Source organism: Hymenobacter humi (genome assembly GCF_042665855.1).
GTDB classification, from domain to species: Bacteria; Bacteroidota; Bacteroidia; order Cytophagales; family Hymenobacteraceae; genus Hymenobacter; species Hymenobacter humi.
In genome coordinates this window covers 2,158,366-2,176,317 of sequence record NZ_JBHTEK010000001.1, presented here as the reverse complement: position 1 = coordinate 2,176,317, position 17,952 = coordinate 2,158,366, and the positions used below count along the sequence as shown (strand labels likewise).

Sequence of the window (17,952 nt, the reverse complement as noted above, 5' to 3'; positions counted from 1 at the left end):
GCCACTTAGGATGCCTTATTCCGTCACGTCGGCAAACTCATACGTCTTGGCTACTTCCAGGGGCTTGCCATCGGCTTCGGCGTAAGGGTACACGAAGTAGTTGAGCGGCGCAGCGGCTTGGCGGGGCGCGAGCACCACATCGCGGCCGCGGGTGAATTCCACGCGGTTTTCGTCGTGCGCGCCGAAGAAGTAGTTGCGCTTACTCGGGTCCTTGGCGGCTTCGGACGCGTCGACGGGCACCCAGCCGGTTTCGGGCGTGTAGAATTCAGCCCAACAATGGTAGCCTTTGATTTCGCCCTTGCCGCGCCCGGCGGGTAGCGGCAGCCCGATGCTGAAGCGCGCCGGAATGCCCACCGCCCGGCAGTAGCCGATGATGATGGCGTGAAAATCGGTGCAGTTGCCGCGGCGGGCGTCGCAGGCGTAGTAGATGTCGCCGCGGCCCCAGCCCTGGCCGGTTTTGTCGTAGGTCACGGTGCTCACCACGTGCTCGTAGATGGCGCGGGCTTTTTCGAGGTCGGTTTTGGCGCCGGCTTTGGCCACCACTTCTTCCGCCTGCTGGTGGATGAGGGGGTCGAGGGGCACGAGGCGGTCGGGGGCCAGCCAGCGGGCCATGTCGGCGTCGCGCTTTTCTTTTTTAGCGTGCTCCTGGGTGGTTGGGCTGGTGGCCAGCAGGTTGAGGTGCTCGCGGCGGGTGATGGTGGCCGTGAGCTTGACCAGCACGGGCGCGGCCGGCGGAGTAGCCAACTGCAGGTGCAGCATCTTGTTGCCGTAGGCGCCTTTCTCGATTTTATAGGGCACGGGCGACTCAATTTTGAGGTCACGCACGTCCTGGCTGCCATCGGAATGGGGTATGGGCAACCAGAAATCGACGGGGGTGCCGGTCGGGGCCGCGGGCACAGTGGCTGTGGTGGTGAGCACAAACGTGCGGCTGCGCCTGGCCGGCGCGGTCGGCTTATGCTCGGAGGCGTTAAAGCTGGACAGCAAGACGCTCGCCCCCAGCAGCCCAGCCCAAACGGCTGCGCTGTTCAACAACAGAATATTCACAACAAAAAGGCACTAAAACGCTGCTGGCGGGCGTCGGTCGAGCTGGGAAGGTGCCCAGAGCGGGCCCCTTGCCACGGCCGCTTCCGAAGAATGCGCCCGAGGTCCACATGCCCGAAAGCACGCGCCAGTCAGGGCCAACCAGACCCCAGCAGTACACAAAGTTACCTCCTGCGGGGCGGCCCCGGAGCAAGCGGAGCAGTGATTGGGCCCGCTTAGCCGAAGTTGAGCCGTGCACTGTGCCTACTTTCGCCCCCTTCCCTGCTCCCGCCCATGAAAGCTGCTGGCCCTCCGGTATTGGCCCTGGCCTCGTTTCCCCCGCCCCTGGCCCGCACGCCCTACTACTGCGAACGGCTGGAAACGCACGTGGTAAAATTTCCGCACGTGAACCTGCCGCACGCGCACGATTTCTACCTTTTGCTCTACATCACGGCCGGCACGGGCACGCACACCATCGATTTGGTGACGTACGAAATGCGGCCGGGCAGCCTGTTTCTGCTGGCGCCCGGGCAGGTGCACCACTGGCGCTGGGAGCCGATGCGTGCGGCTACGTGGCGTTCTTCGCCACCGACTTCTACCTGTTTCGCTACCCCGGCAGCGCCCTCTACGACTACCCGTTTTTCAACAGCACGCACCCGCCGGTGCTGTACCTGCCGCCCGCCGAAACCGACATCCGCCCGCTGGTCGAGTGCCTGCTGGCCGAGTACCAAACGCCGCAGCCCAACCAAGCCGAGGTTTTTCGCAGCTACCTGCACCTGTGCCTGGAGCTGGCCGCGCGGCACTGCCCCGCGCAGCCCACCGCCGAAACGGGCCTGGCCCAGCAGCAGATTCGGCAGTTTGGTACCTTGCTCAACCAGCACTACCGCACCAAACGCAGCGTGAGCGACTACGCCGACCTGCTGCACCTGTCGGCCAACCACCTCAACGCCCTGTGCCGCCGGGTGCTTAATAAAACCGCCAGCGCCCTCATTCACGAGCGGGTGACGGTGGAGGCGCAGCGCCTGCTTAGCCACTCGGCCCTGGGCGTGGCGCAGGTGGCCTACGAGCCTGGGGTTTGAGGATGCCTCGTACTTCGTGCGCTACTTCCGTAAGTACACCGGCACCACGCCCGAGGCGTTTCGGCAGCAGCGTTGATTTGTCCTGTAGCTGCCCGAAACCGGGCTGCCAGTGGGGCTGGCGGGGCTGGTAATTTTGTAGGGTAAAGCAGCTCAAGCAGCATTTACTTCGCTGCGGCGCTAGGCGAGCTTCGTATTTGCTCGTATACTTTCTACCCCTTCTCGACTTACTCTATTGGTTATGGCCACTCGCATCGATTCCAACACCATGGCCCTGCTGGCCCTGCGCTGCCCGCGCTGCCACCAGGGCAAGCTTTTCAGCCACTCCGCGCTCAACATTACCAAGTTTGCCGACATGCCGGCTCTATGCCCGGTGTGCAACCAGTCCTTCGAGCCCGAGCCGGGGTTTTATTTCGGCTCGATGTACATCACCTTCGCCTTCAACGTGGCCACCATCTTTCTGGTGGGCGTGCCGCTTTACTACTTCTTCGGCAATCCCGACACGTGGGTGTATGTTGTGACGGTGACGGTGGTCACGCTGCTGCTTACGCCGCTAATCCTGCGTTATTCCCGCGCCATGATGCTCTACTTGTTCGGTGGCGCGCACTACGACCCCAAATGGCAGGACAGCGGGCGCGCAGTTCGGTCGTGAACCTCACCCCAGCCCCTCTCCAAAAGAGAGGGGAGCCTGACGTTAATCAGCAAACAGAAAGGCCCGGCTAACTTGAGCCGGGCCTTTTGCTTTATAATTGAGCTAACCCTTGTGCCGTAGCTCCCCTCTCTTTTGGAGAGGGGCCGGGGGTGAGGTTCTGCCGAGGGCGAGGTCCCCGCTACTTCAGCACCTGGGGCCGCCACACGTTGTTATTGGGGTTAGCGTCGGGCAGCAGTTTGCTGGGGTTGAGCCGCACGAGCGTGAGCGGCGTGGTCGAATTGTAGCGGAACGTCCAGGTGCCGCCGCGCTGCCAGATTTCCACGGGCAGCTGCACGCGGCTGGTTTTGCCGTTGGTTTCGCGCACCTCGGCCGTGACGGGCATGGCGGCCTGCCCGCGGTTTTCGATGGTAATGAGCGCGCCCTGGGTCGGGTCCTGGTTGACGTAGGCCACGGTGGTCACGGCCTGGTCGAGGGTCCAGTTGTTGTACACCCACTCCTTCCAAAACCAGCTCAGGTCTTCGCCGCTGGCCTCATTCATGGTCCGGAAAAAGTCCTTGGGCTGCGGGTGCTTGAAGGCCCAGCGCTTGATGTAGGTGCGGAATGCGAAGTCGAACCGCTCGGGCCCGAGCACTTCTTCGCGCAGCATAAACAGGCCGTAGCCCATCTTGCTGTAGGCCGCGAAGCCCAGGTTCTGGGCCTGCGTCACGTCGGGCACGGTGTAGGGCGGGTCGACGGCCGGGATGGCGATGGCACGTGCCAGACCCTGCGCCAGCCGCACCGTGTCGTTCAGCAGCTTGGCGTATTCGCCGTTGTTGAAGGCCCCGGTCGAGAGGATGTTAATAAACGTGTTGAAGCCCTCGTCCATCCACGGGTACTTGCGCTCGTTCGAGCCCACAATCATCGGAAACCAGTTGTGGCCGAATTCGTGGTCGGTCACGCCCCACAGGCTGGCTTTGCGGGCTTTGGCGCCGCAAAACACGATGCCCGGGTACTCCATGCCGCCCACTACGCCGGCCACGTTGGTGGCCACCGGGTAGCTGTACTCGTACCACTGCTTGGAGTTGTACTCGATGCTTTTCTTCACGTATTCTGTCGAGCGGTTCCAGGCCGTATCCTGGGCCGACTCCGTGGGATAGAGGGACATAGCCAGCGACTTGCGCCCGCTGGGCAGGTTCATCTTGGCAGCATCCCACACGAAAGCGGCCGACGCCGCCCAGGCCACGTCGCGGGCCTGGCGGCAGCGGAAGTGCCAGCTCAGGCGGCCGTTCTTGCCGGCCGGCCGGGAGTTGGCCTGGGTCACTTCCTCGGCCGAGCGCAGCAGCACGGTTTTGTCGGAGCCGGCGGCCTGGGCCAGGCGCTTTTGCTGGGTGGCCGTCAGCACTTCGGCGGGGTTCACCAGCTCGCCCGAGCCGCCCACGATGAAGTTGGCCGGCACGTTGATGGTGTAGTCGTAGTTGCCGTACTCCAGGTAAAACTCGGCCGACATATAGGGCAGCGTGTTCCAGCCTTCCACGTCGTCGTACACGGCCATGCGCGGGTACCACTGCGCCACCTCGAAGATTTCGCCGTTCTGGGTCTTGAGCCGGCCGAGGCGGTCGGCGCCGTATTCGGGGATATTAAACGCATAGCTGATGCGGATACCCAGCTTGTCGCCCTTGGGCTTCAGGTCTTCGGGCAGGAAGATTTGCATGCGCGTATCGTTCACGCGGTAGTTGGCTCTCTGCTTCTTGCCGTGCAGCTCAATGGTCACGGTTTGGAGGCTGTCGCCGCCCCGGAAGCCCCGGGCCGCGTTGCCAAAGCGCCCGCCGCTCACGGGCGTGGCCGCCGCCCCGCGCGAGTCGGCCCGAAACAGGTTCTGGTCGAGCTGCAGCCACACAAAGGAGAGGCGGTCGGGGCTGTTGTTGGTGTAGGTGATGTTGACGGTGGCCGTCACGCGGGCCGTTTTGTCGTCGAGGCTGGCGTCGATTTTATAGTCGGCCGCGTTTTGCCAGTACGCCGCCCCCGGCTGGCCGCCGGCTGTGCGCGTGGGCGTGGCCAGCTGCTCAACGAACATGGGACTGAACAGCGTGCGGGCGTCATAAGCGGGCCCCGCGGCCGGCTGTTGGGCCGAAACTGCGCCGGCCGTGAGCAGCGCGGCCCCCAGCAGCACATTTGAGAATAACCGTATTGTCATATGAAAGGCGGGAAGAAAAAGGTGTTGAAAGCAGTTTGAAGAGAGTACAATACTAACCCGGCAGCTCACCTCGTCTGTCCTGCTGACGAAGGAAGCATCTTATCACGGATGAACGAATCGTTGAGCCGTGATAGGATGCTTCCTTCGTCAGCATGCCAAAGGCCGGCTGCCGGGCGTTTTGTTCGGCACCAAATGTACGAGTGCAGACTACCCCTGCGCTAGCCGGGCCTGCACCAGCGCCATCAGCCCATTCAGGTCCGTAGCGTCCATTTCCTGGGCCTGGATAAAAGGCAGCAGCGCGCCCGAATCGGACTCGGCAAAGGCCGCCGGCAGCTGTTGCTGCTGCCACTGCGGGAAGTCGCGCGCAAACTCGTCGCGGTGCAGAAACGCAACCGACACGGGCAGGGCCTTCACAAACTGCTTCCACTCGGGCCGCATCTGGGTGGTGCCGTGGGTAATGCCGCACAGCGAGCATGGGTACGTACTGGGCGAGAGCACCTTATGAAACGCATCTTTGAGGCTGGGCAGCAGGCCGCCATCGGCGTTGTACACAAAAAGCAGGCGCTGAAGCATTGGAGGCCGAGGAGTATCGGCGGGCAAGGTAAGGGGCAAGGGCATTTTCTCGGATTTAATGAACTGCTTTGGGGGCGGTGAGCTGCTTTACGAGCCACCCCACGACTTCGGTGTCCACTTGCTCGCGGCATTCGTCGAGGCCGTGGCCGCAGCCGGGGTACAGGCGCAGCTCTTTGGGCTCTTTGGCGTGGGCGTAGATGTAGCGCGAGCAGGCATCGGACAGCACTTCATCGGCCGAGCCGTGTAGCAGCAGCAGGGGGCGCGGGCTTATCCGCGGAACCAGGTCGGTGCCGTAGGTTTGGCTGCTCATGGCCACCACGGCGGTCACGGTGTTGCTGAGGGCGCCGGCCGCAATCACCACGGCCCCGCCAAATGAGTGGCCCACCAACGCAATGGATTGATAGCCGCACTTCAGCGCCAGATACTCGGCCCCAATCAGGGTATCCATCACGCAGTCTTCGAGCTGGTTGGGCCGGCGGTAGTGCAGGCGCAGCGAGGCAATTCCCCGGGCCGCGAGCCTGGCCCGCCAGGCGCGGGTACATGCCCCAGGCCGGCCCATCGAGCCCGCCGCCCGAGCCGCCCACCCACACCACGGCGGGCGCCCCGTCGGGCGCCGGGTGCAGCCGCGCCGTGATGATGCCATCGGTGGTGTTCAGGCTCAGTTCCTCCACTCCCTCGATGGTGCGGTGCGCCGTGACGGATTCGAGCGTCAATTCAACTTCCTGCTTGCCTGCCATGACCGCGCCGTTGAGGGTAAGAGTATGCTGGCTGTACTTGGCCCGGGCAATGTTGGTTATCGTGGAGCTGCGGGCTGAGCGGGATTGGGCAAGCCAGCAGGCTGTGGAACCTCTGGCGTTACAAACAGCCCACCTGCCTTGGCTACCCATTCAATTGCCTGTCATGCTCATCTGGCGTCCGCCTGCGAAGCATGACAGACGAAATAGTAGAGATGCTTGGCTACGCCGACCTTCGGTTCGACAAGCGGACGCCAGCTGAAGCAGGATGGAAACGGGGTTCTGCCATATCTCAAACAGACGCTCACAAGCCAGATTGAGCACTCCAGCCCTCTTGCCTAAAATACTTCGCTGGCAAATGGCCCGGCAAGCGGGCATGGCTAGCATCTTTGTGTATATGCCTACCGCCGCCGCTCCCCTGCCCTACCTCGTATTCGATTTCGATTCCACCTTCACGCAGGTCGAAGGCCTCGACGAGCCTGGCCGACATTGCCCTGCAGGGCCACCCCGACCAAGCCGCGGTAGTAGCTCAGATTCGGGCGCTTACCGACCAGGGCATGGCCGGCGAAATCGGCTTTCAGGAGTCGCTGGCGCGGCGGCTGGCGCTGCTGGGCGCCAACCGGCAGCACCTCGCGCCGCTAGTGGCTCGCCTGCACACCAAGGTGAGCGAGAGCATTCAGCGCAACAGCGCCTTCTTCCGGCAGTTCGCCGACCGCATTTACGTGGTGAGCAGCGGCTTTCGGGAGTTTATTGAGCCAGTGGTGGCCGAGTTCGGCATTGCGCCCGACCACGTGCTGGCCAACACCTTCACCTTCGACGAGGCCGGCAACATCACCGGCTGCGACCCAGCCAACGTGCTCAGCCGCGACGGCGGTAAAATCCGCCGGCTCGTGCTGCTCGACCTCGACGGCCCCGTGTACGTGCTCGGCGACGGCTACACCGACTACCAAATCCGCGAAGCCGGCCTGGCCCACCGCTTCTATGCCTACACCGAAAACGTGGCCCGCCCCACCGTGGTGGCCCGCGCCGACGAGGTGCTGCCCACCTTCGACGAATTTCTATACCACTCAAGCTCCCGATGACCCTTTCGTACCCCAAAAACCGCATCAAGGTCCTGCTCCTCGAAAACCCCGACGCCCGCGCCCGGGAGCTGTTCACCGCCGAAGGCTACCAGGTGGAAAGCGTGCCCGGCGGCCTCGACGAAGACGAGCTGATTGAGCGCATCGAGGGCGTGAGCATCCTCGGCATCCGGAGCAAAACCCAGGTTACGGAGCGGGTACTGGAAGCAGCCAACCGCTTGATTGCCATCGGCGCCTTCTGCATCGGCACCAATCAAATTGAGATGGCCGAGGCCATGAAGCGCGGCGTGGCCGTGTTCAACGCCCCATTCAGCAACACCCGCTCGGTAGTTGAGCCTGGCCCTGGGCGAAATCATTGTGCTGGCCCGCCGCATCCCGGAAAAGAACCCGAAAATGCACGCCGGCGAGTGGGACAAGTCGGCCAAAGGCTCGTTTGAGATTCGGGGCAAGACGCTGGGCATCATCGGCTACGGCAACATTGGCTCGCAGCTGTCGGTGGTGGCCGAGGCCGTGGGCATGAAGGTGGTGTACTTTGACATCGCCGAAAAGCTGCAGTTGGGCAACGCTGTGAAGTGCCGCACCCTGGAGGAGCTGCTCGCGCAGGCCGACGTGGTGACCCTGCACATCGACGGCCGCACGGCCAACGAGAACTTCATCGGCGCCGCCGAATTTGCCCTCATGAAGCCCGGGGCGCTGTTTCTCAACAACGCCCGCGGCCATGTGGTGGACGTGCCATCCCTGGCCGCCGCCCTGCGCTCGGGCCACCTCGGCGGCGCGGCCGTGGATGTGTTTCCCTACGAGCCCAAGACCAACCACGAGAGCTTCGAAAGCGAGCTGCGCGGCCTGCCCAACGTACTGCTCACGCCCCACATCGGCGGCAGCACGGCCGAGGCCCAGCGCAACATCGCCGAGTTTGTGCCCGAGCGCATCATGGCTTACATCAACACCGGCAACACCCAGCAGTCGGTGAACTTTCCCAACATTCAGCTGCCGGTGCAGCAGGCCCACCGCCTCATCCACATCCACGCCAACGTACCCGGCGTGCTGGCCAAAATCAACAACGTGCTGGCCGCGCACCACGTCAACATCCTGGGCCAGTACCTGAAAACCAACGAGCTAATCGGCTACGTCATCACCGACATCAACCGCGAGTACGACCAGGAAGTCATTAAGGCCCTGCGCGAAGTGGAGCACACCATCAAGTTCCGGGTGCTGTACTAAAGGACCGTAACCTGCTACCCAAACAGCTCAACCAGTCACTGGCCCTCCGGTTGCGTGGCGTTCGGGGCTTTCCGAATGATGTAAAAGCTCATCTCCTTGCGGGTTCTAAAGCCTAAGGACTCGTAGAGCTTTATCGCGCCCGTGTTGTCGGCTTTCACGTGCAGAAAGGGGATGCCCGCCTCCGCTCTGATGCGCCGGGCCTGGTACTGGAGGAGCTGCCTGGCGTAGCCCCGGCCCAGGTAGTCGGGATGCGTGCACACGGCGCTAATTTCGGCATACGGCTCCGGGTGCAGCCGCTGCCCGGCCATGGCCACCAGCTCATTTCCATCGAAAATACCCGCGTAGTGCCCAAACGCAATGGTATTGCTGGCAAATGGGCCGGGGTTGGTGCGCTTGGTCAGGGCCAGCATGGCGGGCACATGCTCCTGCCCCAGGGGAATTAGCCGCGCCTCCTCCGCCACCGCATCCGCAGTCGCAGCTTCCTGAACCATTTGCAGCACCTGCATCTGCTGCACCACCTGCCACTGGCCTGGAATAGCCAGCGCCGCCGGGCTGACCACTCCTAAAAGCCGCTGCGTGGGCATGAGGTCGTGCAGCAGCCCAAAGCACTGCGGCGCAAGCGTCTCAAACCCAACAAAGGGCGAAACGTCGCTGGCAAAATACTTCACCCCATCTACGCCTTCGGACAGGCCTTTATTGCCGGAAATCAGGGCGTTCCAGACGGGATTATCAAGTACATGGGCCATGAGTTACGGTTTTGTCGCGAGTTTTAGGAAGGCAGGTTTTCCAAGTCGCGCAGGTCTTGGGGGCGGCCACTGGCCTGCTTGGCGGCGCGCAACGCCGCGAGGCCTATGTACCGGACGGGCACGTCGGCAAATACCAGCTCTAAGCCGGTAGAAAACGCTTCATCAAACCCCACGCCCTGCAATTCGGTCAGCAAATCAATCCACACGCCATTAGTGTGGAAGGATATGAAATTGGGAACCGTGACGAAATCGGCTTCTTCGAACTCTCCCTGGGTGTAGCCAAATTGGCCGAGGGCCTTCACCACGCGCCGGGCATTTGCCGCACTGGGCCGCACCAGCAGGTCCAGGTCGCCGGTGGTGCGCGGAAAACCGTGCGCAATCACCGCGTATCAGCCTACCACCACGTACTCAACGCCCTCGGCGTGGAATTGGCGCAGCAGATTTAAGTACTCGTCCTCCATCGGTCGTCAGGGGTGGGTTGGCCGGGTTGGCAGTGTAAATCAGCCGCGCCTGCTGGTTGAGGCGCACGGCTAGGGCCAGGCGCTCGTGCGGCGTCAGGCTCCAGTAGTAGCGGCGCTGCTGCTCGTCAATCTGGGCTTTGTCGCGGGACTTAAAAACGGGGCTCATGCTCGAAGGTACGTTTTTCGCTCGCTGAAAGTGCCCCGCTCGTGCGCGCCCTACAGCCGGTCGCGCACCTCGCGGAGCAGGCGCTCCATTTCGTTGCGCACGGGCTGGTCGTCGCCCGGAAAGCCGTTGTTGAAGAAGCTCACCGCCACCAGCCGGCCGCTCTTGGTGCGCACGTAGCCGGCAATGTTCACGTTGTTGGTCAGCGTGCCGGTCTTGCCCCAGAACCAGGTGCCGCTGGCGTCGTGGTAGCGCTTGCGGAGCGTGCCCTGGTGCCCGCCGGCGGCCAGCACGCTGAGCAGGCGCGGCTCGGGCACTTCCTGGTGCAGCTTGAGCAGCAGCGCCGTGAAGCTGCGCGGCGACACCAGGTTGAGCCGCGAGAGCCCAGAGCCATCGACCCACACGGGCTTGTCGGGCAGGGTGTTGAGGTGCTTTTTCAGGGTGTAGCGAATGGCCCGGCTGGTGCTCAGCGAGTCGTGGCCCAGGGCGGTGCTGCACATGAGCAGCAGCTGCTCGGCCAGGAAGTTGTCGCTCACGCGCAGCATGCGGCGGTAGAGCGAGTCGACCGGCAGGCCGCGCAGGGTGCGCACGGCATCGGTGGGCCTGGGGTGCCACGGCACGCCCACAATGGCCCGGCGCAGGGTGTCACCCAGCATGCGCAGCAGCAGCGTGCGGCTGGTCCGGAACGGCACCTCATCGACCCACTTCTTGGGCGAGGGCAGGGTGTAGAAATGGTTCGTGGCCGGGTCGCGGCGCACGTGGGTATCCGGGTCGATGTCGGGCGAGAGGAAGTTGGCCGGCGCCGCCTCAGTGAGCGGGGCAAAGGAGCGCGGCAGCACCCGTACCCGCTGGGGCAGGGCCAGGCCGTGCGCCAGCGCGGCAGACCCGCCGGTGCGCTTGCGGGGCAGCGGGGCGGCGGCATAAAAGCGCACCGTGTTGCCATAAATAGGAAACGCCGTGCGCTCGGGCTGGAAATAAAACGTGAAATCGTCCCAGCCCAGGCCTGGGGCCGTAGGTGGGCACGGTGGCGATGTCGCAGTAGGCCAGCATCTTTTCGGGCCGGCTTTGCAGGAAGGTGTAGGCGCGGCGGCTGGGCACGTCGCCGTGCAGGAAGGTGGGGTCGCCGGTGCCCTGGAAAAACAGGGTGTCGCCGCGCGAGAAGTAGCGCAGGCTGGGCAGCGAGTCGGGCAGCAGGTGCAGGCCGGCGTAGAAGCTGAACAGCTTCATCATGCTGGCCGGCGTGAAATAGCGGGCGTCGTTGTAGCTAAACAAGGTTTCGCCGGTGGCCGCATCGGCCAGGCTGATGCCCACCTGGTGCTGGCGCAAAATGGCCGAGCTATCCAGCTGCAGCTGCAGCCAGGGCAGTTTGCCGGCCGGCAGCACCACGGCCACCGTAGTGTCCGACGATTGGGCACACGCTGGCAATTGGGTAGCACCCAGGGTCAGCAACAACAGGAAGTAGATGGGGCGTAGCACAGCACGCAAATTACGCAGTTTTGAAGCCCTGAGCGGGATATTTTTTCAGAATTAGCTCGGCATTATGCTGAGCGGGAGGATTTGGCGCTGGCCGCGCCTCATTTCGCTACGGGGTTTGGTAATCGTCGTGCTCAATGTGCTGGACTTTGGCCTCGTCCAGGTCGAGCCTGGGCTTCCTGCTGGCGCAGCACTTCGTCGTCGAAGGTGTTGTGGCGGCGCATCTCAAACAGCTCGGCCCGCTGCACGCGCAGCACGTCGAGCAGCACGCGGTGGTACTGGTGCAGGGCCGCGCGCTGGCGCTCGTCAAACTCCAGCGACTCCAGCGTGTGGGCGGTCAGCTGCACTTCGGTTTCCATGCGCTGCTGCAAGCGGCCAATCAGCATGTTGGCGCGGGTTTCCTCGGCGTACTGCTGCTTGAGGTGGGCAATGGCCGCCTTGCGCAGCCGCAGCCGCACGCCGGCTTCCTGCTCCTCGGGCGGCACGGGCTCTTCCAGCTCGTCGAGCCTGGTAAGCCGGATGAGAACCGGCAGGCTGAGCCCCTGGAACACCAGCGTCACGAGTATCACCACGAAGGTGATGAACAGTATCAGGTTGCGCTGCGGAAACGGCTGCCCGTTGGCCAGCAGCGGAATGGACAGCGCGGCGGCCAACGACACCACCCCCGCATGCCCGCCCAGCCCAACACCAGCGGCCCCTGCCAGCCCGGGCTGGGCTCGTTGCTGCGAACGGTGCGGCTGAACATGCGCGGCAGAAACGCCGCCGGGAATATCCAGAGCAGCCGAATCAGGATAACCATCGCGCTGATGATGAGGCCGTAGGTGATGGCCTGTTGCAGCGAATAATTCCCGAGGCCCTCCACCGCAATGGGCAGCTGCAGCCCGATTAAAATAAACACGAGGCCATTGAGCACGAAGCTCAGGCTGGCCCACACGCTGTTGGTTTGCAGGCGGGTGTTGGCGTCGAACACCGCGTGCGAGAGAAACGACATCAGCAGCCCGCCGCTCACCACCGCCAGCACGCCCGAGAAGTGAAATTCTTCGGCCACGAGGTACATCACGTAGGGCGCAATCAATGTGAGGCCGGTGTTGATGCTGGGCGTGGTGGGCAGGTATTTGTGAATCAGATAAAACCCGTACGCCACCCCTACCCCCACCACCAGCCCCATGCTGCTGGCCAGCAGAAAACTGGTAACGGCCTGCTGCCACACAAAAGCGCCCGAGAGCACCGTGGCCAGCGCAAAACGGAACACAATCAAGCTGGACGCGTCGTTGAGCAAACTTTCGCCGCCCAGAATGGCCAGCACGCGCTTGGGCACCTTGATGCCTTTCAGCACCGAAGTGGCGGCCACGGCATCGGGCGGCGAAATGATGCCGCCCAGCAGAAACCCCAGCCCCAGCGTGAAGCCCGGAATCATGGCCCGCGACACGTACGCCACGATGACCGACGTAAAAAACACCAGCCCAAACGCCAGCAGCCCAATGGCCCGCCGCCAGCGCCAGAAGTCGCGCCACGAGGTGTACCACGCCGCTTCGTAGAGCAGCGGCGGCAGAAATATCAGGAAGATGAGCTCCGGCTCGATGGCAATGCGCGGCAGCCCGGGCATAAAACTGAGCACCAACCCGCCCAGCACCAGAAAAATCGGGTAGGAAATCCGCAGCTTCTGCCCCAGCATCACCAGCAGAAACACAACGAACAGCAGGCCCAGAATCAGCAGTAGTCTTTCGTGCAGCATGAAGCGAAATTAGGAGAAAGAGTGTCATGCTGAGTTCGGCTTGTGGAGCGGTATGGATGCACGCTACCGCTTCGTTTCAATTCGCCAAGAATCGTCTGTCATGCTGAGCGGAGCGAAGCATCTTATCCCCGAAGCACGAATCGTTGAGCCGTGAGAAGATGCTTCGCTCCGCTCAGCATGACAGACGATTGGATTGGTTAGGCACAAAAGACGCTTGGATACGCCGGCATCCGGTTTAACAAGCTCAACATGACGGGCTAGTGTTGATTTTGCCCACTTGCTTGCGGCATTGCCAAGGCTGAATCCCCTCCTTTGGAAGCGACATTTCCCGGGTTCCAATTTTAGAAGGACTACTTTTGTCCCCCGTCATGCCCGAACGCTCCACCCCCACCCCCACCGCGTCGGCAGCGAAATATATTTTCGTTACCGGCGGCGTCACTTCTTCACTCGGCAAAGGAATAATTTCCGCCTCGCTGGCCAAGCTTTTGCAGGCCCGCGGGTTCCGAGTCACCATCCAGAAGTTCGACCCCTACATCAACATCGACCCCGGTACGCTCAATCCCTACGAGCACGGCGAATGTTACGTCACCGACGACGGCGCCGAAACCGACCTCGACCTGGGCCACTACGAGCGGTTTCTGAACACGCCCACCTCGCAGGCCAACAACGTCACTACCGGCCGCATCTACGACACCGTAATCCGCCGCGAGCGCGAAGGTGCTTTCCTCGGCAAAACGGTCCAGGTGGTGCCCCACATCACCGACGAAATCAAGCGGCGCATGCTGCTGCTGGGCCAGAACGGCCAGTTCGACGTCGTCATCACCGAAATCGGTGGCTGCATCGGCGACATCGAGAGCCTGCCCTTTGTGGAAGCCGTGCGCGCCTGCGCTGGGAGCTGGCCGATTCCGATTCGCTGGTGATTCACCTCACGCTGCTGCCCTACCTGAAGGCCGCCGGCGAGCTCAAGACCAAGCCCACCCAGCACTCGGTGCGCGACCTGCGCGAGGCCGGCCTGCAGCCCGACATTCTGGTGTGCCGCTCCGAGCACCCCATTCCGGCCGAAATGCGCCGGAAAATCGCGCTGTTCTGCAACGTGAAAATCAACTCGGTCATTGAGTCGCTCGACGCCGACAGCATCTACTCCGTGCCGCTGCTCATGCGCAAGGAAGGGCTCGACGAGCGGGTAATCAAGCGCCTGAAACTGACCGGCGGCACCGCCGTGCCCGACTTGGAAGCCTGGAAAGACTTCTTGGGCAAGCTGAAAAACCCAACCGAGGAAGTAACCATTGCCCTGGTGGGCAAGTACGTGGAACTGCCCGACGCCTACAAGTCCATCAACGAGTCGTTTGTGCACGCCGGCGCTCAAAACGAGTGCAAAGTCACCGTGCGCAGCATTCAGTCGGAGCACATCACCCCGGAAAACGTGGCCAGCCTGCTCCACGGCTGCGACGGTGTGCTCGTGGCGCCCGGCTTCGGCGAGCGCGGCTTCGAGGGCAAGATTGCCGCGGTGCGTTACGTTCGCGAAAACAACATTCCCTTCTTCGGCATCTGCCTGGGCATGCAGGTGGCCGTGGTGGAATTTGCCCGCCACGTGCTGGGCCTGCAAAACGCCAACTCCACCGAGATGGACGCCCTGACGCCCAACCCCGTAGTGGCCATGATGGAAGAGCAGAAAAACGTGACCCTGAAAGGCGGCACCATGCGCCTGGGCGCCTACGCCTGCGACCTGCGCCGCGGCTCGCGCGCCGCCAAGGCCTACGGCCGCAACCACATCAGCGAGCGCCACCGCCACCGGTACGAGTTCAACAACCAGTTTCTGGCTCAATTTGAAGAAGCCGGCATGCAGATGACCGGCACCAACCCCGAAACCGGGCTGGTGGAAGTAATTGAGCTGCCGAACCACCCCTGGTTTGTGGCCGGCCAGTTCCACCCCGAGCTGAAAAGCACCGTGGAACAGCCGCACCCACTATTCACGCGCTTCGTGCGCGCCGCCATCCAGCACCGCAAAGGCTAGACGCTGCGCTTAATGAAGAATGAGGAATGAGCGGACAACTCCCCTCCTTTTTTAAGGAGGGGATGTTCGAGCCGCAGGCTCGGACGGGGTGGTTGAGCCGTTGAACGATACCCGAACGATGGTTACTGCGCCGTTCTGCCGCCAGTCGTCCGGATATCGTTCAACGAGGGCAACCACCCCAGCTCTACTTGGCAGTTGAGCGTCCCCTTCTTAACTAAGGAGGGGAGTTCGCCGCCCATTCTCCATTCTTCATTCCTTATTCTTCATTAAGCGCAGCGTAACCCCGTACCTTTGCGCTTTAGAGCATCAGTAATTTCCTAATGGACAAAAATTCAGCAACCGGCCTTTTTCTAATCTCGGCCTTGCTTCTCGTGTACCTCTTCTTTTTCAGCCCGAAAAAGGAAGATGTGAAGGCCCCCGGCAAAACGCCCCCGCCCACTGCCGCTACGGCCCCGGCCGCCACTCCTGCAACAGCGCCTGCTTTGGCCCCGGAAGCGGCCCTCGTCGACACAGCCGCTACGGCCGCGGTGGCCCAGGATGTGACGCTTTCTAATGAAAACCTCAACGTGACCTTCTCCACCCGGGGCGGGCGCGTGGCTGCCGTGCGGCTCAAGAAATACAAGACGTTCTTCGGCCAGCCGCTTGACTTGTTCGACGCGAAAAGTGCCCGCATGGACACCCGCTTCCGCACCATCGACGGCAAAACCATCAAGTTTTCGGACCTGGTATTCCAGCCGGCTACCTCGCAGGGCACGGGCGGCGCTTCAGTTATCACCTTCACGGCGCCGGTGGCCGGCGGCAGCGTGGTGCAGACCTACACCTTGCCCGCCAACAGCTACGAACTGAGCTACAACCTGCGCCTGAACGGCCTGGAGCGCACCGTGGCCCAGGAGCCGCTCACCTTCACCTTCGTGGACCAGGTGCGCCAGACCGAGCAGGACCTGCAGCAAAACCGCAACCACACCACCATCAACCACTACCTCGCGGCCGGTGACCAGGGTTCTTTGGCCGAGGCCAGCGAGAAGCCCGAGGAAATCAAAGCCGCCGGCCCCGTGAAGTGGGCAGCTCACAAGCACGACTTCTTCGTGGCCGGCCTCATCGCCGACCAGCAGCCCTTCGCCGGCGGCGCGTTCAACTCGAACGTGAACATGGCCGATTCGTCGACCATCAAAACGCTGAGCACGACCCTCACCCTCCCGGTAAACGAAGTGGTGCGGGGCCGCGGCCAGTACCGCTTCTTCTTCGGCCCAAACTCCTTCAATTTGCTGAAGGAAGTGGCGCCGGAATTCGACCGCAACGTGTACCTGGGCTGGGGCTTGTTCCGCTGGGTGAACCGCTTTGTGGTGCTGCCGGTGTTCCACTTCCTGGAGCAGTTCATTTCGTCTTACGGCCTGATTATCGCGCTGTTGGTGCTGCTCATCAAGCTGGTAACGTGGCCGCTCACCTACAAAACCTACGAGAGCCAGGCCCGCATGAAAGTGCTGAAGCCGGAGATTGACGAGCTGAAGGAAAAGTACGGCGACGATGCCACCAAGGTGCAGCAGGAAACCATGAAGCTCTACCAGACCTTCGGCGTTTCGCCCCTGAGCGGCTGCGTGCCTACGCTGCTCACGCTGCCTATCCTGTTCGCCATGTTCCAGTTTTTCCCCAACGCCATTGAGCTGCGGCAGGAAAGCTTCCTGTGGGCCAAGGACTTGAGCAGCTACGACGTATTCCTGAAGCTGCCCTTCTACGTGAAATGGTACGGCGACCACGTGTCGATGTTCACCCTGCTGATGACGGCCTCCACCCTGCTCATGACCTGGCAGAGCAACCAGACCAACACGGCCATGCAGGGCCCGATGAAGACCTACAGCTACCTGATGCCCATCATCTTCCTGTTCGTACTGAACAGCTTCGCGGCCGGCCTCACCTGGTACTACTTCGTGTCGAACGTGGTGACGTTTGCCCAGCAGGCCATCACCAAGGCCTTTGTGGACGATACCAAAATCCGCGCCCAGCTCGACGCCAACAAAATCAAAAACAAAGACAAGAAGCCCAGCGGCATCCAGGGCCGCATTGCCGAAGCCATGAAAGCTGCGCAGGAGCGCGAGGCTCAGGCCAAGAAAAAGCAGTCGTAGCGCGTGCAACGAAACCGTCGTGCGCTGGCTCCCCTTCGCATGACGGCCTTGCAACTTGCCTGACACCGGCAGAACGAAACCTTAGCACGGTTTTCGTTCTGCCGGTTTTTTGTTGCCCTACTTGCACGCTCCTCCTCAACATGCAGCCAACCCCTTCCCTGCTGATGCGCTACTTCACTGTTCTGCTGCTTTTGTTTGCCGTCAGTTTTTCGCTGCTGCCGGCGTGTGCCCAAAAGGCCGTTACCACCCAGAAAGTAAAAGCGAAGAAGCTCAGCAAGAAAGAGGCCGCCCGGCAGGCCCATGCCCAGGCCATCAAAGCGAAGAATGAAGCCGGCGCGGTGCTCACCTTCGAGCGCACGCCGTGTATGGGCCGCTGCCCCGCTTATGTAATGCAGATATTTGCTGATGGCCGCGTGGCCTACGAAGGCCGTGGCGCCGTGCCCGTACTTGGTGCCAAGGAGTTGAAGCTGCCCGTCGCTACCGTCGCTGAGATACTACACACAGCCAGGGAAGCCCATTTCGAGCAGTTCGAGGACCGTTACTCGCAGGGCACTTCCGACTTGCCCAGCACCGTAATCACCATCCGCCAGCCCAACGGTCAGCTCAAAAGGGTAGTCGTGGAAGAAGGCGCGCCCCTCAACGTGGTGAAGTTCGTCACCTACCTCACCAACCAGTTCGACACCCTGGCTCAACTTCAGGCCGACCGATAGGC

General features: G+C 62.4%; 16 protein-coding genes and 3 pseudogenes. 8 read left to right on the top strand and 11 right to left on the bottom strand.

Going from position 1 to position 17,952, the window contains the following annotated elements:
• Nucleotides 1–15: 15 nt before the first annotated feature.
• Entirely contained in the window at nucleotides 16–984 is a 969-nt protein-coding gene (locus ACFQT0_RS12155) for a transglutaminase-like domain-containing protein (protein WP_380203065.1), read from the bottom strand.
• Nucleotides 985–1,314: 330 nt separating this feature from the next.
• Here ACFQT0_RS12155 and ACFQT0_RS12150 point away from each other — a divergent pair.
• From ACFQT0_RS12150 to ACFQT0_RS12135, 4 genes and pseudogenes are all read left to right on the top strand, one after another.
• Nucleotides 1,315–1,560, top strand: a pseudogene (locus tag ACFQT0_RS12150) (AraC family ligand binding domain-containing protein); the annotation flags it as partial.
• Between the two features lie 32 nt (nucleotides 1,561–1,592).
• Nucleotides 1,593–2,099, top strand: a complete 507-nt coding sequence (locus ACFQT0_RS12145) for a helix-turn-helix transcriptional regulator (RefSeq protein WP_380206162.1) — start codon at nucleotides 1,593–1,595, stop codon at nucleotides 2,097–2,099.
• A gap of 16 nt (nucleotides 2,100–2,115) precedes the next feature.
• Nucleotides 2,116–2,175, top strand: coding sequence for a hypothetical protein (locus tag ACFQT0_RS12140; RefSeq protein WP_380205997.1), 60 nt, complete (start codon nucleotides 2,116–2,118; stop codon nucleotides 2,173–2,175).
• A 162-nt stretch (nucleotides 2,176–2,337) separates the two neighbouring features.
• A complete protein-coding gene (locus ACFQT0_RS12135; RefSeq protein ID WP_380203062.1) occupies nucleotides 2,338–2,748 on the top strand; it encodes a DUF983 domain-containing protein in 411 nt (136 codons plus the stop codon).
• Between the two features lie 178 nt (nucleotides 2,749–2,926).
• Here ACFQT0_RS12135 and ACFQT0_RS12130 read toward each other — a convergent pair whose 3' ends face one another.
• From ACFQT0_RS12130 to ACFQT0_RS12120, 3 genes are all read right to left on the bottom strand, one after another.
• Nucleotides 2,927–4,897 (bottom strand): M1 family metallopeptidase, encoded by a 1,971-nt coding sequence (locus ACFQT0_RS12130; RefSeq protein WP_380203060.1) that lies wholly within the window; start codon nucleotides 4,895–4,897, stop codon nucleotides 2,927–2,929.
• Nucleotides 4,898–5,128: 231 nt separating this feature from the next.
• Nucleotides 5,129–5,539, bottom strand: a complete 411-nt coding sequence (locus ACFQT0_RS12125) for a hypothetical protein (RefSeq protein ID WP_380203058.1) — start codon at nucleotides 5,537–5,539, stop codon at nucleotides 5,129–5,131.
• 10 nt (nucleotides 5,540–5,549) lie between these two features.
• Nucleotides 5,550–6,137 (bottom strand): alpha/beta hydrolase, encoded by a 588-nt coding sequence (locus tag ACFQT0_RS12120; protein ID WP_380203056.1) that lies wholly within the window; start codon nucleotides 6,135–6,137, stop codon nucleotides 5,550–5,552.
• Between the two features lie 488 nt (nucleotides 6,138–6,625).
• On the opposite strand from ACFQT0_RS12120, the pseudogene serA reads away from it, so the two are divergent.
• Nucleotides 6,626–8,528, top strand: a pseudogene (serA, locus tag ACFQT0_RS12115) (phosphoglycerate dehydrogenase).
• A 35-nt stretch (nucleotides 8,529–8,563) separates the two neighbouring features.
• Here serA and ACFQT0_RS12110 read toward each other — a convergent pair.
• The 7 genes from ACFQT0_RS12110 to ACFQT0_RS12080 form a co-directional block, all read right to left on the bottom strand.
• Nucleotides 8,564–9,274, bottom strand: coding sequence for a GNAT family N-acetyltransferase (locus ACFQT0_RS12110; protein WP_380203054.1), 711 nt, complete (start codon nucleotides 9,272–9,274; stop codon nucleotides 8,564–8,566).
• Nucleotides 9,275–9,297: 23 nt separating this feature from the next.
• Nucleotides 9,298–9,657, bottom strand: a complete 360-nt coding sequence (locus tag ACFQT0_RS12105; protein WP_380203052.1) for a hypothetical protein — start codon at nucleotides 9,655–9,657, stop codon at nucleotides 9,298–9,300.
• A gap of 25 nt (nucleotides 9,658–9,682) precedes the next feature.
• Nucleotides 9,683–9,901 (bottom strand): hypothetical protein, encoded by a 219-nt coding sequence (locus ACFQT0_RS12100; RefSeq protein ID WP_380203050.1) that lies wholly within the window; start codon nucleotides 9,899–9,901, stop codon nucleotides 9,683–9,685.
• Between the two features lie 50 nt (nucleotides 9,902–9,951).
• Nucleotides 9,952–10,554 carry a D-alanyl-D-alanine carboxypeptidase gene (locus ACFQT0_RS12095; RefSeq protein ID WP_380205996.1) on the bottom strand — a complete coding sequence of 201 codons (603 nt, stop codon included), beginning with the start codon at nucleotides 10,552–10,554 and terminating at the stop codon, nucleotides 9,952–9,954.
• Nucleotides 10,555–10,705: 151 nt separating this feature from the next.
• Nucleotides 10,706–11,374 carry a D-alanyl-D-alanine carboxypeptidase gene (locus tag ACFQT0_RS12090; RefSeq protein WP_380203048.1) on the bottom strand — a complete coding sequence of 223 codons (669 nt, stop codon included), beginning with the start codon at nucleotides 11,372–11,374 and terminating at the stop codon, nucleotides 10,706–10,708.
• 131 nt (nucleotides 11,375–11,505) lie between these two features.
• Entirely contained in the window at nucleotides 11,506–12,033 is a 528-nt protein-coding gene (locus ACFQT0_RS12085; protein WP_380203046.1) for a hypothetical protein, read from the bottom strand.
• On the bottom strand, nucleotides 11,961–13,106 hold the full coding sequence (locus ACFQT0_RS12080; protein WP_380203044.1) for a cation:proton antiporter: 1,146 nt from the start codon (nucleotides 13,104–13,106) through the stop codon (nucleotides 11,961–11,963). The genes ACFQT0_RS12085 and ACFQT0_RS12080 overlap by 73 nt, the downstream gene beginning before the upstream one ends.
• A 368-nt stretch (nucleotides 13,107–13,474) precedes the next feature.
• Between ACFQT0_RS12080 and ACFQT0_RS12075 the strand changes: the two are divergent.
• From ACFQT0_RS12075 to ACFQT0_RS12065, 3 genes and pseudogenes are all read left to right on the top strand, one after another.
• Nucleotides 13,475–15,120: pseudogene (locus ACFQT0_RS12075) on the top strand (CTP synthase).
• A 320-nt stretch (nucleotides 15,121–15,440) separates the two neighbouring features.
• The gene (gene yidC, locus ACFQT0_RS12070) at nucleotides 15,441–17,240 is read left to right on the top strand and encodes a membrane protein insertase YidC (protein ID WP_380203042.1); all 1,800 of its coding nucleotides are present in this window, start codon (nucleotides 15,441–15,443) and stop codon (nucleotides 17,238–17,240) included.
• A gap of 140 nt (nucleotides 17,241–17,380) precedes the next feature.
• Nucleotides 17,381–17,950, top strand: coding sequence for a DUF6438 domain-containing protein (locus ACFQT0_RS12065; protein WP_380203040.1), 570 nt, complete (start codon nucleotides 17,381–17,383; stop codon nucleotides 17,948–17,950).
• Nucleotides 17,951–17,952 lie beyond the last annotated feature (2 nt).

Coding starts and splice junctions, on each gene's coding strand:
- ACFQT0_RS12120 (WP_380203056.1), bottom strand. CDS start 6,137: ATGGCATCATCACGGCGCGGCTGCACCCGGCGCCCGACGGGGCGCCCG.
- ACFQT0_RS12110 (WP_380203054.1), bottom strand. CDS start 9,274: ATGGCCCATGTACTTGATAATCCCGTCTGGAACGCCCTGATTTCCGGC.
- yidC (WP_380203042.1), top strand. CDS start 15,441: ATGGACAAAAATTCAGCAACCGGCCTTTTTCTAATCTCGGCCTTGCTT.
- ACFQT0_RS12100 (WP_380203050.1), bottom strand. CDS start 9,901: ATGAGCCCCGTTTTTAAGTCCCGCGACAAAGCCCAGATTGACGAGCAG.
- ACFQT0_RS12065 (WP_380203040.1), top strand. CDS start 17,381: ATGCAGCCAACCCCTTCCCTGCTGATGCGCTACTTCACTGTTCTGCTG.
- ACFQT0_RS12095 (WP_380205996.1), bottom strand. CDS start 10,554: ATGCTGGGTGACACCCTGCGCCGGGCCATTGTGGGCGTGCCGTGGCAC.
- ACFQT0_RS12125 (WP_380203058.1), bottom strand. CDS start 5,539: ATGCCCTTGCCCCTTACCTTGCCCGCCGATACTCCTCGGCCTCCAATG.
- ACFQT0_RS12135 (WP_380203062.1), top strand. CDS start 2,338: ATGGCCACTCGCATCGATTCCAACACCATGGCCCTGCTGGCCCTGCGC.
- ACFQT0_RS12080 (WP_380203044.1), bottom strand. CDS start 13,106: ATGCTGCACGAAAGACTACTGCTGATTCTGGGCCTGCTGTTCGTTGTG.